We start from the raw sequence: 13900 nt of genomic DNA on the forward strand, positions 1-13900 counted from the left end.
AGTCGCGATCATGACGACGCCGGACCCCGCCGACCGAGTGCTCGCCCGCGCCTCCCTCGCCGAAGGCGACCCGACCGGGTGGTTCGAGCGGCTCTACACCGCCGCCGCCCGGGGCGAAGCCGAGGTGCCGTGGACGCGAGGCAAGCCGAACCCCGAGCTGGCCGCGTGGGCGCGGCGCCACCCCGGCGAAGGCCGCCGCGCCCTGCTCGTCGGCAGCGCTCTCGGCGACGACGCCGAACAGCTGGCCGCGGCCGGTTGGGCCGTGACGGCGTTCGACGTCGCCCCGACCGCCGTCGAGAGCGCCCGCGCCCGCTTCCCGGAATCACGAGTGGACTATGTGGTGGCGGATCTGCTGAACCCGCCGGGGGAGTGGCACCACGCGTTCGACCTGGTCGTGGAGATCATCAACATCCAGGCGATGCCCCGCGCCTTCCGCGCCGCGGCGGTCGCCGCCCTGGCCGGATTCCTGGCGCCCGGCGGCACGGCGCTGGTCTCGGAGGTGGCGGAGGAGAACAACGAGCCCGAGCCGGGACCGCCGTGGCCGTTCAGCCGCGCGGAGATCGAGTCCGTCGCCCAGGACGGCGTCCGGCTGGTGAGCCTGGAGACGATCCGCGACGGCGATCGCTACTGGGCGACGTTCACACGCTAGCGAGGAACCGGGACAGCACGCGCGTGCCGAAGTGCAGGCCCGCCACCGGCACCCGCTCGTCCACCCCGTGCGCCATCGCCCGGTACGGGAACCCCTTCGGCAGCCACAGCGGCGCGAACCCGTAGTTGTCGATGCCCAGCTTCGCGAACGCCTTCGCGTCGGTGCCCCCGCCCAGGCAATAGGGCACGACGACCGCTTCGGTGTCCTCCGCGCGCAAAGCCGCCGCCATCGCCGAGAACCACGGCGAGTCCACCGGCGCCTGCACCGGCGGCTGGTGCGCGACGAACTCCCGCGTGACGCCCTCGCCGAGCAGCTCGTCCAAAACCGCGAACAACGCGTCCTCGGTACCCGGCAGCACCCGCACGTCCACCTGCGCCGAAGCCGTCGACGGGATCACGTTCACCTTGTAGCCCGCCTCCAGCATCGTCGGCGTCGTGCTGTTGCGGACCGTCGGTACCACCAGCGAGCCCGCCGGGCCCAGCGCCGCCACCGTCGCGTCCACACCGTCCGAAGAGGACAGATCCACCGGGACGCCCAGCGCCGCGCCGGTGCGTTCGATGAACGCCCGCACCGCCGGCGTCAGCGACACCGGCCAGCGGTGCGCGGCGATCCGGTGCAGCGCACCCACCAGCCGGGTGACGGCGTTCTCGTCGTTCGGGCGCGACCCGTGCCCGGCGCGGCCGCGGGCGGTCAGGCGCAGGTGCGCCGTCCCGCGCTCGGCCGTCCCGACCGGGTACAGGTGCACGTCACGGCCGTCGGCGGCCGGCACGTGGTAGGTGTAGCCGCCTGACTCGCTGATCGCCGCTTCGCAGCCCTCGAACAGCGAAGGATGCTTGGCCACCAGCCAGTGCGCGCCCCAGTCGCCGCGGTCCTCCTCGTCGGCGACGAACGCCAGCACCAGCTCACGCCGCGGCCGCACCCCGCCCGCCAGGGCGGCCAGCACCATCGCCACGAAGTCCTTCATGTCGGTCGCGCCGCGGCCCCACAGGTACCCGTCGCGCACCTCACCGGCGAACGGCGGCACCGACCAGTCCGCGGCGTCCGCCGGGACGACGTCGAGGTGCCCCTGCACCAGCAGCGCGGGCAGCGACGGATCAGTGCCCGGAACGCGCGCGATCACGCTGGCCCGGCCGGGCGCGGCCTCGAGGATCTTCGACGGGACGCCCAGGCCGTCGAGGAACGCGGCCACGTACTCCGCGGCCGGCCTCTCACCCGAAGCGTCCCCGCCGCCGCGGTTGGTGGTGTCGAACCGGATCAGGTCCGCGCACAGCTCGACGACGTCAGCCATAGATGCCCTGCACCGCCCCCGCCGCGACCGCCGTGACGACCTTGAACGCCTTCATCGCCTCGGTCATGTTCACCGCGTCGAACCCGATGCGGCGCGTCCCGATCTGCTCCACCGTCGGGATCACCGCCGTCGCCTGCGCCAGGTGGCTCGCGTCGAACTCCACCTCCATCCGGTGGGCCCCGACCCGGCGTTCCTCGCGCCCGGCCCGCGCCATCGCGTCGGCCGCCGCGCCGGTCAGCAGCTCCGCCGTGCGCGACGGTGGCAGGCAGATCGCCGCATAGCGGCTCACGCACTCCTTCACCTGGACCAGCTCCGACTCCGGAGCGTAGTCACGGGCGTCGTCACACGTTTTGTCGTCACCCGAAACGAGCAGGACAGGCACGCCGTACTCCGCGGCCACGGCCGCGTTCAGGCGGCCCTCGCTCGCCGGGACGTCGTCCAGCCACACCCCGGTGATCTGGTTCTCCAGGTAGGTGTGCGAGAGCACCCCGTCGAACCCGGCCCCGGCGTGGTAGCCGAGGAACACCACACCGTCCACACCGGAATCGACGCCCTGCATCATCGACAGCGGCTTGTGCCGCCCGGTCAGCATCCGCGCCCGCGGGTCGAGGTCCTCCAGCAGCAGGTTCCGCTGCGACGAATGCGCCTCGTTGACCAGGACATCACCGGCTCCGGCCGCGAACAGCCCCGCCAGCACCGCGTTGACGTCGCCGGTGAACAACCGCCGGAAGCGGTCCCACTGCGGCGAACCGGGCACGACGTCGTCGGTCCACGTGACGCCGGTGGCGCCCTCCATGTCCGCCGAGATCAGGATGCGCATGCCGGGCACTCTAGCCAGCCCGCACCCGCCCCGGGCGCGGAATCGCCGATCACGGTGCGTGACAAATTCCGATCGATAACGATCGGACACCTGCCGAGGCGGCAACATATTGCGCGGTTGTCCCGGTATGTGGTTACTTCTCGTCCTTGGGGAGGCTCACAGCGAGACGATGGGGTGGTTTTTGGTGCATTTCCAACGCAGGGTCGGGCGGCTCGGCCGCGTGGGCGCGGTGTTCGCCGCAGCGGCGCTGAGCGCGATCCCGCTCGCCGCGCCCGCCCACGCCCAGCAGGGCAAGGTGCTGCGCGTCGCGCTGACCACCGGCATCGACCACCTCAACCCGTTCACCGCCGGCCTGGCCGCCTCGACGCAGGTCGGCCGGTTCATCTACGAGTTCCTGACCATCCCCTCCGCGGAGACCGCGCAGGCCTCGCCCGCCCTCGCCGAGTCGTGGACCCCCTCGGCCGACAAGCTCACCTGGACCTACAAGATCCGCTCCGGCGCCAAGTGGAGCGACGGGCAGCCGGTCACCGCCAAGGACGCCGCGTTCACGTTCAACCGGATGATGACCGACGAGAACGCCCGCACCGCCAACGGCAACTACGTCACCAACTTCGACACGGTCACCGCGCCCGACGACACCACGCTGGTCATCAAGACCAAGACCGTGCAGTCGGACATGAACCTGCTCGACGTCCCGATCGTGCCCGAGCACGTCTGGGCGCCGATCAAGGACCTCAACGCCCCGGAGACCGACACGATCCCGGTCGTCGGCGTCAACGACGGCCCGTACCAGCTGACCGAGTACAAGCAGAACGAGTACGTCAAGTTCAAGGCCAACAAGAACTACTGGCGCGTCGCGCCGCAGGTCGACGAGCTGCAGCTGCTGGTGTTCAAGGACTCCGAAGCCGCCGTCAACGCCCTGCGCCAGGGCGAGGTCGACGTCATCAACCGGCTCACCGCCACCCAGTTCAACGCCCTCAAGGGCCAGCCGAACATCGCCACCAACGCCGCTCCCAGCCGCCGCTACGACGAGATCAACCTCAACTTCGGTGTGCAGAACAGCGACAACCAGCCGATCGGGGACGGCAACCCGGTGCTCAAGGACCTCCGGCTGCGCAAGGCGATCCTCCAGGCCATCGACAAGCAGGCGGTCGTCGACCGCGTCGCCAACGGCTTCGCGCAGCCCGGCAGCGGCATCGTCCCGCCGGTCTTCCAGACCTACCACTGGGAGCCCGCCGCGAACGAGCAGGTGAAGACCGACCTCGCGGCGGCCGGCACCGCCCTCGATCAGGCCGGCTACGCCAAGGGCCCCGACGGCGTCCGCGTCGCCCCCGGCGGCGCGAAGCTGGAGCTGCGGCTGACCGGGCACGCGAACCGGCCCTACGACCAGCGCCTCGCGCAGTACGTTTCGGGCTGGCTCAAGGACATCGGCATCACCGTCAAGCAGGAGCTCGTCTCCGACGACGAGCTGAACGACCGCACCAACGCCGGCAAGTACGACCTCGCCATCTCCGGTTACGCCACCAACCCGGACCCGGACTCCGCGCTGCAGCTGCACGTCTGCGCGGCCCGGCCCAACGCCCAGGGCAAGGGTGCGACCACCGACACCTTCTTCTGCGACCCCGAGTTCGACAGGCTGCGCGCCCAGCAGCTGGCCGAGACCGACGACGCCAAGCGCGCCGGCATCGTCAAGCAGGCCCAGGCCCGCCTGGCGAGCCAGGCCGTCAACATCGTGCTGGACTACCCGAACGCGCTCGAGGCCTACCGCTCGGACAAGTTCTCCGGCTTCACCAAGCAGCCGCAGCCCAACGGCGCGATCCTCGAGCAGTCCGGCTACTGGGGCGTCTACGGCGCCACCCCCGCCGGCAGCCAGGCCGCCGCCGCGGACTCCGGCAGCGGCGGCACCGTCCTGTGGATCGTCATCGGCGCGATCGTCGTGGTGATCATCGTCGTCGGCGGGGTCGTCATCAGCCGCCGCGGCAAGACCTCCGAAGACCGCGAGTAAGCATGACCGCCCCAGAACAAGCCGCGGTGCTCGTCGACCCCGACGAGCACCGCGGCGGGACCGGCACCGCCCGGTTCGTGCTCAGGAAAGTCGTCGAAGCCGCCGTCAGCATCCTGCTGGTGATCGTGCTGTTCTTCTTCCTCTTCCGGCTGCTGCCCGGCGATCCCGTCGCGACCATGGTCCGCGAGCGGCCCACCGGCCCGAAACAGCTCGCCGAGCTGCGCGAACAGCTGGGCGTCGACAAGCCGGTGCTGGTGCAGTTCGGCCAGTACCTGGGGGGCCTGCTGCACGGCGACCTCGGCACCTCCTACCTGGTGCGCGGCCGCCCGGTCGCCGACATGATCGCCGAACGGCTCTGGCCGACCATCCTGCTCGTCGGCAGCGCCACCGTGCTCGCCGTCGTCCTCGGGCTCTGGCTCGGCACCCGCGCGGCCTGGCGCCGCGACAGCGCGTTCGACCGCACCCAGACCGGCATCGCCCTCACCCTCTGGTCGGTCCCGCAGTTCTGGCTCGGCCTGATCCTGCTCGTCGCCACCAACGGCCTGTTCCCCAGCCGCGGCATGCACTCCCCGGACGCCGCCCCCGACGTCTTCTCCCAGACCCTCGACGTGCTGCATCACCTGGCCCTGCCGTGCGTGACGCTGCTGGCGGTGTTCTACGCGCAGTACATGCTGATCATGCGCTCGTCGCTGCTGGGGGAGATGAACGCCGACTACCTCACCACCGCCCGCGCCAAGGGCCTGCGCGACGACCTCGTCCGCCGCCGCCACGCCGTGCCGAACGCCCTGCTGCCCACGGCCACGCTGGTGTTCATGCAGTTCGGCATGGTCGTCTCCGGCGCCGTGTCGGTCGAAGCCGTGTTCAGCTGGCCCGGCCTCGGCCAGCTGACCTACGACGCCCTGCACGGCCCGGACCTGCCGGTGCTGCAAGGGGTCTTCGTCGTCCTCGCCGGTGCCGTCGTGCTGATGAACCTGCTCGCGGAACTGCTCTACCGCGTGCTCGACCCGAGGGTGCGCACCTCATGACCACCACCGAGACCATCGAATCGCCCCGCGCGATCGCCTGGCGACGCCGCCGGCGGGCGGTGACCAGGACCTGGCGCGAGTTCGCCACCCAGAAGGGCGCCCTCGCCGGCGTGCTCCTGCTCGCCGTCACCGTCGTCATGGCCCTCCTGCTGCCGTTGATCAGCGACGAAGAGGGGCTGGACGTCACCAAGGCCGACGGCGGCCCGCTCAACCCGCCCAGCGGCCGCTTCTGGCTCGGCACCGACATCGACGGCCGGTCCGTGCTGCTCATGACGCTGTGGGCCGCCCGGATCTCCCTGCTCGTCGGGTTCTCCGCCACCCTCCTGTCGGTGCTCATCGGCACGCTCATCGGGATCACCGCCGCCCACTTCGGCGGCTGGACGTCCACGATCCTGATGCGGTTCACCGACTTCTTCCTGGTGCTGCCGTCGCTGGTGCTGGCGATCGCGCTCTCGGCGGCGCTGCCGCACGGCGTCTTCACCGTCATCGTGGCGATCGGGCTCACCGCGTGGCCCGGCACCGCCCGGCTGGTCCGCGCCCAGACGCTCACCATCGAAAGCCGCCCCTACATCGAACGCGCCCGGGCACTGGGCGGGGGACACCTGCACGTCGTCGGCAAGCACGTCCTGCCCGGTGTGCTGCCGCTCGTGCTGGCCAACACCACCCTCGTCGTCGGCAACGCCGTCATCGCCGACGCCACCCTGGCCTTCCTCGGCGTCGGCAACCCGAACGCCGTGTCCTGGGGCACGATGCTGGAGACCGCGCTCAACAACGGCGCCGTCACCCGCGGCGCCTGGTGGAACCTGCTCCCGCCGGGCATCGCGATCGTGCTCGTCGTGCTCTGCTTCACCCTGGTCGGCCGGGGCCTGGAGACCGTGCTCAACCCGAGGTTGAAGAAGTGACCCCGCTGCTGCAGCTCAAGGACCTCACCGTCACCTACACCACGGCGGGCGGGGACGTCCCGGCCGTGCGCGGGGTCGACCTCACGCTCGACCCCGGCGCCACCCTCGGCGTCGCCGGCGAGTCCGGGTCGGGCAAGTCCACCGTCGCGATGAGCGTGCTGCGCCTGCTGCCGCGCTCGGCGAAGATCGACGGCGAGATCCTCCTCGGCGGCGAAGACGTCGCCGCCATGAAGTGGGGCCGCCTGCGCGCGGTCCGCTGGGCCGAGGCCTCGGTGGTGTTCCAAGGCGCCATGCACGCCCTCAACCCGGTCCGCAGGATCGGCGAGCAGATCGCCGAACCGCTGCGGCTGCACCACGCCGAGGGGAAGGTCCCCACCGACGCCGAGGTCGACGCCCGCGTCACCGAACTGCTCACCCAGGTCGACCTGCCCCCGGGCCGCGCCGGCGCCTACCCCCACGAGCTGTCCGGCGGGCAGAAGCAGCGCGTCATGATCGCCATGGCCCTGGCCTGCTCACCCCGGCTCATCATCGCCGACGAGCCGACCACCGCCCTCGACGTCATCGTCCAGGCCCAGGTCCTCGACCTGCTCTCGCGGCTGGTCGCCGAGCAGGGCATCGGGCTGATCATGATCAGCCACGACCTGTCCGTGCTCGCCGCCACCTGCGAACGCATCGCCGTGATGTACGACGGGCGGATCGTCGAAGAAGGCCTCAGCGCCGAGGTGATGGGCGCGCCCCGGCACGAGCACACCCGGGCACTGGCGGCGGCGTTCCCGACCGTCGGCGACCCGGTGTCGCGCTTCGCCCCGGCCACCAGCACCCCGCTGCCCCCCGAACCCGCGGACCGCGTCGCCGGCGGGGAGCCCCTGCTGGCCGCGGAGAACCTGCGCGTGTCCTTCCGCGACCGCACCGGCAAGCGCATCGACGCCGTCGCCGGCGTCGACCTCACGGTGTCGCGCGACGAGATCGTCGCCCTGGTCGGCCAGTCCGGCTCCGGCAAGACCACCCTCGCCCGCACCCTGCTCGGCCTGCAGAAACCCGACTCCGGCGTGGTCCGCTACGCCGGGAAGCCCGTGCCGTCCGGCGGCGCCGGCCTCAAGGCCTACCGCCGCCAGGTCCAGCTGGTCCTGCAGGACCCGACCAGCGCGCTGAACCCCGCCCACACCGTGTACGAGGCCGTCGCCGAAGGCCCGCGGATCCACCAGCTCGCCGACGAGCGGACCGTCGTCCACCGCGCCCTGGAGGCCGCGGAACTGCGGCCCGCCGAGAAGTACGCCGACCGTCTCCCGCACGAGCTCTCCGGCGGCCAGCGCCAGCGCGTCGTCATCGCCGGGGCACTGGCCCTCGAACCGTCGGTGGTGGTGGCCGACGAGCCGGTCGCATCCCTCGACGCGTCCGTCCGCGGTGAGATCCTCGGCCTGCTGCTGCGGCTGCGCCGCGAGCTCGGCCTCGCCGCGCTCGTCATCACCCACGACCTCGGCCTGGCCTGGAACATCGCCGACCGCGTCGCCGTGATGTACCGCGGCGAGCTCGTCGAAACCGGGACGGTGGAACAGGTCCTGCTCGACCCGCACCACGAGTACACCAAGTCACTGCTGGCCGCCCTGCCCGGCGGCACCGCCCAGCGCCGCACCGTCGGGAGCTGACGCCGTACCGGGCCGAAACCCGGCACTGCGGGAAACCCGCTCAGGTGCGGTGTGTAACCTCCGAACGGAAATGGCGACCACCACCGACCCCGCGCAGACCCCCTCGGCCGGACTGGCCGAGCGGCTCCGCGTGCCCTCGCGATTCCCGTACCGCACGATCGCGATGGGCACGGTCGGAAGCACCCTGCTCATGATCGCCGCGCTCGGTGCGGGCGGCATCCTGATCTCCGACCCCGTGCTCGGCCACGGCCCGCTGTCGTGGGTCCGCTACGGCCACGGCCGCATGCTCGCCAACGCCGTGCTCTACACCGGCTTCGGCATGATCGTCTGGGCCTGGGTCCGGCTCGGCCGCTACGTGCTCGCCGGCCGCGTCGGCAGCCGCCCGGTCCTCGTCGCCGCCGGCTGCTGGATGGCGCCGCTGCTGGTCTCGCCGCCGCTGTTCACCCGCGACGTCTTCTCCTACCTCGGCCAGGGCGCCCAGCTGCTCTACGGGCTCGACCCGTACGCCAACGGCCCCGCCGAGCTCGACGTGCTGCCGAACGTCGTGCAGAACGTCCACCCGCTGTGGCAGACCACGCCGGCGCCGTACGGGCCGCTGTTCCTGCTGATCTCCAAGGGCGTCGTCGCCACCAGCGGCGACAACATGATCCTCGGCGTCATCCTCATGCGCGTCGTGCTGCTCGCCGGCCTCGCCGGGACGCTGTGGGCGCTGCCGCGGCTGGTCAAGCACCTCGGCGGCAAGCTCCCGGTCGCGCTGTGGCTCGCGGTGGCCAGCCCGATGATGGTCATCCACCTCTTCGGCGGCCCGCACAACGACCTGATGATGCTCGCGTTCCTCACCATCGGCGTCCTCGCCGCCCTGGAACGCAAGCACGTCGCCGCGGTCGTCCTGGTCACCATCGGCATGCTCATCAAGCCGACCGCGGCGATCGCCCTGCCGTTCATCGTCTGGATGTGGGCCAACCACATGGCGGGCGAGTCCAAGGTCCGCAACTTCCTGCGCGCGGGCGCGGCGTCGGTCGGGCTGTTCCTCCCGGTGTTCGTCGCGGGCACGTGGATCTCGCTCGGCTCGCTCAACCTCGGCTGGTGGTCCGGGCTCAAGGCCCCGCAGCTCATCGCGAACTGGCTCAACATCCCCACCGGCATCGGCGAGGTGTTCTACAACCTCGTCCACCTGATCGTCGACGTCCAGGTGTCCCCGTTCGTCACGGTCGCCCGCGCGGCGGGCATGCTGGTCCTGATCGGCTTCGGCGCCCGCCAGTGGTGGCTCGCCCGCGGCGGCGGCACGGAGGCCGTCTACCGGGCCGGCATCTCCCTGCTCGCGGTGGCGATCCTCATGCCGCCGACCCTGCCGTGGTATCTGACCTGGGGTTTCGTCCTGCTGTCGGCGTTCAAGTGGCAGCCCCGCCACCTGGCGCTGGTGGTGGCGGTGTCGGTGTTCGTGACGCTGGTGTACTACCCGACGGGCGAGCAGGCCCTCTACGACTGGTGGTTCATCGCCCTGGTCGTGGTGGCGAGCCTCTACTCGGCGGCGTCCCTGCTGCGCCCGGACCCCCTCGGCCTCATCGACGCCTGGCGCCGCCCGGAGAAGTTCCTCCGCGACTGAGGCTCCCGCGCCAAGTCCGTGAATGGCACATTGAGGGACTTAGAGTCCCTCAATGTGCCATTCACGGACTTCAGCAGGGTTCAGGCGGAACCGGTCCAGCCGCGCCAGGTGTGGATCTCCGTCGCGACCACCGCGTGCTCCGGCGGCCGCTCCGCGTACTGCTCGTACTTCGCGACCAGCCACGAAACCGGCTCGGCACGCTCCGCATCGGGCAGTACCCGCGCGACGCCGTCCGCGCGGGCCCACCACAGCCGCGACCAGTCCTCGGCGTAGCCGTCCGCGAGGAAGCACACCGCCGGGTTCTCCGCGATGTTCCGCAACCGGCGCAGTGCCGGCGACGACTTCGGCTTGTGGTCCACCGCGAACACCACCGTGTCGCCCCGCACCGCGAACGTCACCGGCACCAGGTGCGGCACCCCGGAAGCCGACGCCGTCGCCAGCCGCGCGACCCGTGCCGCGGCGAACCGGGCCCTGGCCTCTTCCGGGGTCATGTCAGCGCCGGGGAGTCGAACGTGAGCGTCCCCAGATCCGCGTCCAAGGTCACCGGCACGCCCAGCGGCAACGTCGGCGACGACGGCACGTGCCCGACGCCGAACTCCTCGAGGATCGGCACACCCAGGGGCCCCAGCCGGTCCACCATCAGCGACCGCACCTGAGCCGGGTCACCGCACGCCGTCCACGAACCCAGCACGATCCCGCGGACCCCGGTGAACCAGCCGGCGCGCAGCAGCTGCGTCAGCATCCGGTCCAGCCGGTACACGTGCTCCGTCACGTCCTCCAGCAGCACCACCGCGTCCCGCGCCGACCCCTGCTCCGGCGTCCCGAGCCCCGCCGCCAGCAGCGACAGGTTGCCGCCCGTCAACACCCCCGATGCCCGGCCCGGCACCAGCGCCGAACCGCCGCGGACCACCAGGTTCCGCTCCGGCTCGAACAGGGAACACCGCAGGTGCGCCTGCGCGAAGTCGTCGAACAACGCGGTCGCCGGCAGCGGCGAGAACAAACTGGACAGTCCCAAGTGGACATCCACCGCCCGGTGCAACGCCGTGGCGTCCGAAGACCCGGCCAGCACCTTCGGGCCCGCCTCCCGCAACGCCGCCCAGTCCACCAGGTCCAGCATCCGCTGGACGCCGTACCCGCCCCGGGCCGCCATGACGCACCGCACGCCGGGGTCCAGCCACGCCTCGGTGAACTCCGCCGCCCGCGCCGCGTCCGGGGCCGACAGGTACCGCGGCGTCCCCGGTTCCGCCCGCACGCACGGCCCGACCCGAACCTCGACGCCCCAGCCGCGCAGCACCGGCAGCGCCTTCTCCAGCAGCTCCGCCGGCACCGGCCCGGCCGGCGCCACCAGCGCCAGCGTGTCGCCGGCCCGCAACCGCGGCGGCCTCACCGCGACAGCTCCAGCCGCGCCACACCCGGCGTGTCGAAGCCGAACACCTGGCCGTAGAACGACAATTCCGCCTCCAGCGCCGCCACGATCGTCTCCGCCAGCCGGAACCCGTGCTGCTCCCCGGCAAACCGCTGGTAGGCGTACGGAATCCCCCGGCCCGCCAGTTCCGCGACGAACCGGTCCGCCTGCTCCGGCGGGCAGATCCGGTCCTCCAGGCCCTGCTGGAACAGCACCGGCCCGGCCAGCGACCCCGTGTTGGCCAGCGGCGACCGCTCGAGGTACCGCTGCCGGGTCGCCGGCAACGGGCCGATGAGCCCGTCCAGGTAGCGCGACTCGAAGTCGTGCGTTTCGCCCTCGGTGCCGGTCCACCCGGCCAGGTCCAGCACCGGGTACATCACCGTGCCCGCCCGGTACGTCTTCGTCGTGGTCAGCGACGCCGCCGCGGTGAACCCGCCCGCACTGCCGCCGCGGATCCCCAGCCGGGCGCCGTCCGCGAGCCCGGCCGCCACCAGCGCCTCGGCCACCGCGACGCAGTCGGCGACGTCCACCACGCCCCACTGCTCGCGCAGCCGTTCCCGGTAGGCACGCCCGAACCCCGTCGACCCGCCGTAGTTCACCGCCGCCACCCCGATGCCGCGGCTGGTGAAGTACGCGATCTCCAGATCGAGCATCGGGAGGTGCTGCCCGGTCGGGCCGCCGTGGACGTCCACCAGCAGCGGCGGCCGCTCGCCGTCGGGGGCCGCGAACTCCGGATTCCGCGGCGGGTACAGGACCACCGGCACGATCTCGCCGTCCGGCGTGCTGAACACCCGCTCCTGCGGCACCGGCAGGAACGCCGAGGGCAGCTCCGGCTGCGGCGTCAGGTCCGTCACCGCGCCGCCGGGGGAAACGCGCACGACAGCGGCTTCCCGCGCCGGACCGCCCGCCACGCCCACGACCGCATCGCCGAGCGCCGCGAACGCCGTGCTCGACCAGGCCGTCAGGTCCCCGGCCAGCGGCGTCACCGAGCCGTCCGCCTCGTCGAGCACGGCCAGCCGCCCCGACGCCAGCACCGCGTGCCGCCCGCCGCCGAGCGGCGCGAACCACCGCGACCCGGGCTTCCACAGCGGCCCGCCCAGCTCCCGCTCCACCGGCGCGACGTTCACCACCGATCCGTCCAGCCCGACCCGGTGAAGGTTCCACCAGCCGTCCGGGTCGAGCAGCGCCAGCAACGCCGAGGGCGTTTCCCACTCGACCTGGCACACCGCGACGTCCGCGCCGCCGGCCAGCACCCGGTGCGGCCCGAACGAGCCGTCCTCGGCGACGGGCGCGACGCACAGCTCGGTGCCGTCCCACGGCATCGCCGGGTGGTCCCAGCCGAACCAGGCCGCGTGCCGGCCGTCCGGCGACAGTTTCGGCACGGTCAGGAACCGGTGGCTCGCGGCCAGCACCCGCTCCGCCCCGCCGGAAAGCGCGATCGCCACCAGCTCCCGCTCGACGTCGGAGGGACGCGGGCCGGCACTCCGCTCCCGCACCGCCCACACCTCGCCGGGCCGTCCCGCCCGCAGATCGCCGTAGCGGACGCCCTGAGGCTCCGGCGGGTCCGGTGTGAGCGGCACGACTCCGGTTTCGCTCTGCGCGTACACGCGCTGATCGGCCCAGTGCGTGAACACCACCACGCCACTGGCCACCGCCCACGGCCGCCCGCCGTACTCGTGCAGCCGGTTGCGGACGTTCCACGGCGCGCCCAGCACGTCCTCGGTCCCGCCGGGCACCGCCCGCACCAGCTCGACCCGGCCCTGCTCACCGGGCCGCGCCTCGGCCCACCACACCTCGTCCCCGACGACGTCGAGCCACTGCGGGCCGCCGCCGGCGGCGGCCACCTCGGCGGCGGTGATGGGCGAGGACCAGGTTCCGTACGGGGAGATCCGAGACACGTCCCGAGGCTAGCGGGCCCGCGAACCATGGGGCGGCGGATGCCGATCATGCGCCGGTGGCCTAGGGTCGACAGTGCTATGTCTCGCGTAATCCACGTCTTCCGCCAGCCGGATCGGTTCGTCGCCGGCACCGTCGGCGAGCCCGGCGATCGTACTTTCTACCTCCAGGCGTCCGAGGACGTGCGCACGATCAGCGTCACCATCGAAAAACAGCAGGTCGTCGTCCTCGCGGAGCGTCTCAGCTCACTGCTCGAGGAAGTCGCCAGCCGCTTCGGCGCCGACGTGCCCGACGACGTCCCCGACGACCTCGTCGACGTCGACCCCCTCACCGTGCCGGTCGAGGAGGAGTTCCGCGTCGGCACCATGGGGCTGGGCTGGGACGCCGACAGCAGCGCGGTCGTCATCGAGCTGCTCGCCATCACCGAGGGCGAGGTCGACGAAACGGTCGTGCTCGACGACACCGAGGAAGGCCCGGACGCCGTCCGCGTCTTCCTCAGCCCGGCCGCCGCCCGCGCCTTCGCCGAGCGCGCCGACCGCGTCGTCAACGCCGGTCGCAAACCGTGCCCGCTGTGCGGCGAGCCGCTCGACCCGGCCGGGCACATCTGCCCCCGGCAGAACGGCTACCGGCGCGACACCGACGCGGGCGAAGACTGACC

At 72.3% G+C, this 13900-nt stretch carries 12 protein-coding genes; 7 read left to right on the forward strand and 5 right to left on the reverse strand.

The window, feature by feature from the left end; genetic code table 11:
* Positions 1–10: 10 nt before the first annotated feature.
* Positions 11–649 carry a class I SAM-dependent methyltransferase gene (locus A3CE_RS0100465; protein ID WP_020638091.1) on the forward strand — a complete coding sequence of 213 codons (639 nt, stop codon included), beginning with the start codon at positions 11–13 and terminating at the stop codon, positions 647–649.
* Here the strand turns inward: A3CE_RS0100465 and A3CE_RS0100470 are convergent.
* The gene (locus A3CE_RS0100470) at positions 639–1937 is read right to left on the reverse strand and encodes a M20/M25/M40 family metallo-hydrolase (protein ID WP_020638092.1); all 1299 of its coding nucleotides are present in this window, start codon (positions 1935–1937) and stop codon (positions 639–641) included. The genes A3CE_RS0100465 and A3CE_RS0100470 overlap by 11 nt on opposite strands.
* Positions 1930–2757 carry a M55 family metallopeptidase gene (locus A3CE_RS0100475; RefSeq protein WP_026468018.1) on the reverse strand — a complete coding sequence of 276 codons (828 nt, stop codon included), beginning with the start codon at positions 2755–2757 and terminating at the stop codon, positions 1930–1932. Before A3CE_RS0100475 ends, A3CE_RS0100470 begins: the two co-directional genes overlap by 8 nt.
* A gap of 169 nt (positions 2758–2926) precedes the next feature.
* On the opposite strand from A3CE_RS0100475, the gene A3CE_RS0100480 reads away from it, so the two are divergent.
* The 5 genes from A3CE_RS0100480 to mptB all read left to right on the forward strand — a co-directional run bounded on the left by A3CE_RS0100480 (position 2927) and on the right by mptB (position 9941).
* Positions 2927–4762, forward strand: coding sequence for an ABC transporter substrate-binding protein (locus A3CE_RS0100480; protein ID WP_043790583.1), 1836 nt, complete (start codon positions 2927–2929; stop codon positions 4760–4762).
* A 2-nt stretch (positions 4763–4764) separates the two neighbouring features.
* The gene (locus A3CE_RS0100485) at positions 4765–5787 is read left to right on the forward strand and encodes an ABC transporter permease (RefSeq protein WP_026468019.1); all 1023 of its coding nucleotides are present in this window, start codon (positions 4765–4767) and stop codon (positions 5785–5787) included.
* Positions 5784–6689 (forward strand): ABC transporter permease, encoded by a 906-nt coding sequence (locus tag A3CE_RS0100490; protein WP_020638096.1) that lies wholly within the window; start codon positions 5784–5786, stop codon positions 6687–6689. Before A3CE_RS0100485 ends, A3CE_RS0100490 begins: the two co-directional genes overlap by 4 nt.
* Complete coding sequence (nikE, locus tag A3CE_RS0100495; RefSeq protein WP_020638097.1) at positions 6686–8335, forward strand: nickel ABC transporter ATP-binding protein NikE; 1650 nt, start codon at positions 6686–6688, stop codon at positions 8333–8335. The genes A3CE_RS0100490 and nikE overlap by 4 nt, the downstream gene beginning before the upstream one ends.
* A 70-nt stretch (positions 8336–8405) precedes the next feature.
* Positions 8406–9941 carry a polyprenol phosphomannose-dependent alpha 1,6 mannosyltransferase MptB gene (mptB, locus tag A3CE_RS0100500; protein ID WP_020638098.1) on the forward strand — a complete coding sequence of 512 codons (1536 nt, stop codon included), beginning with the start codon at positions 8406–8408 and terminating at the stop codon, positions 9939–9941.
* 80 nt (positions 9942–10021) lie between these two features.
* Here the strand turns inward: mptB and A3CE_RS0100505 are convergent, their stop codons facing one another.
* Genes A3CE_RS0100505 through A3CE_RS0100515 form a run of 3 tightly spaced genes read right to left on the reverse strand, consistent with a single transcriptional unit; the run spans position 10022 to position 13244 of the window.
* On the reverse strand, positions 10022–10432 hold the full coding sequence (locus A3CE_RS0100505; protein WP_020638099.1) for a TIGR03668 family PPOX class F420-dependent oxidoreductase: 411 nt from the start codon (positions 10430–10432) through the stop codon (positions 10022–10024).
* Positions 10429–11328, reverse strand: coding sequence for a S66 peptidase family protein (locus A3CE_RS0100510; protein WP_026468020.1), 900 nt, complete (start codon positions 11326–11328; stop codon positions 10429–10431). Before A3CE_RS0100510 ends, A3CE_RS0100505 begins: the two co-directional genes overlap by 4 nt.
* The gene (locus tag A3CE_RS0100515) at positions 11325–13244 is read right to left on the reverse strand and encodes a prolyl oligopeptidase family serine peptidase (protein ID WP_026468021.1); all 1920 of its coding nucleotides are present in this window, start codon (positions 13242–13244) and stop codon (positions 11325–11327) included. The genes A3CE_RS0100510 and A3CE_RS0100515 overlap by 4 nt, the downstream gene beginning before the upstream one ends.
* 78 nt (positions 13245–13322) lie before the next feature.
* Here A3CE_RS0100515 and A3CE_RS0100520 point away from each other — a divergent pair, with 78 nt between their 5' ends.
* A complete protein-coding gene (locus tag A3CE_RS0100520) occupies positions 13323–13898 on the forward strand; it encodes a DUF3090 family protein (protein ID WP_020638102.1) in 576 nt (191 codons plus the stop codon).
* Positions 13899–13900 lie beyond the last annotated feature (2 nt).

This window comes from Amycolatopsis balhimycina FH 1894 (genome assembly GCF_000384295.1).
In the GTDB taxonomy this organism is placed as follows: domain Bacteria; phylum Actinomycetota; class Actinomycetes; order Mycobacteriales; family Pseudonocardiaceae; genus Amycolatopsis; species Amycolatopsis balhimycina.

What these genes read in the sequence shown, in the direction of transcription:
- A3CE_RS0100465 (WP_020638091.1), top strand. Translation starts at nt 11, where the DNA reads ATGACGACGCCGGACCCCGCCGACCGAGTGCTCGCCCGCGCCTCCCTC.
- A3CE_RS0100470 (WP_020638092.1), bottom strand. Translation starts at nt 1,937, where the DNA reads ATGGCTGACGTCGTCGAGCTGTGCGCGGACCTGATCCGGTTCGACACC.
- A3CE_RS0100475 (WP_026468018.1), bottom strand. Translation starts at nt 2,757, where the DNA reads ATGCGCATCCTGATCTCGGCGGACATGGAGGGCGCCACCGGCGTCACG.
- A3CE_RS0100480 (WP_043790583.1), top strand. Translation starts at nt 2,927, where the DNA reads ATGGGGTGGTTTTTGGTGCATTTCCAACGCAGGGTCGGGCGGCTCGGC.
- A3CE_RS0100485 (WP_026468019.1), top strand. Translation starts at nt 4,765, where the DNA reads ATGACCGCCCCAGAACAAGCCGCGGTGCTCGTCGACCCCGACGAGCAC.
- A3CE_RS0100490 (WP_020638096.1), top strand. Translation starts at nt 5,784, where the DNA reads ATGACCACCACCGAGACCATCGAATCGCCCCGCGCGATCGCCTGGCGA.
- mptB (WP_020638098.1), top strand. Translation starts at nt 8,406, where the DNA reads ATGGCGACCACCACCGACCCCGCGCAGACCCCCTCGGCCGGACTGGCC.
- A3CE_RS0100505 (WP_020638099.1), bottom strand. Translation starts at nt 10,432, where the DNA reads ATGACCCCGGAAGAGGCCAGGGCCCGGTTCGCCGCGGCACGGGTCGCG.
- A3CE_RS0100520 (WP_020638102.1), top strand. Translation starts at nt 13,323, where the DNA reads ATGTCTCGCGTAATCCACGTCTTCCGCCAGCCGGATCGGTTCGTCGCC.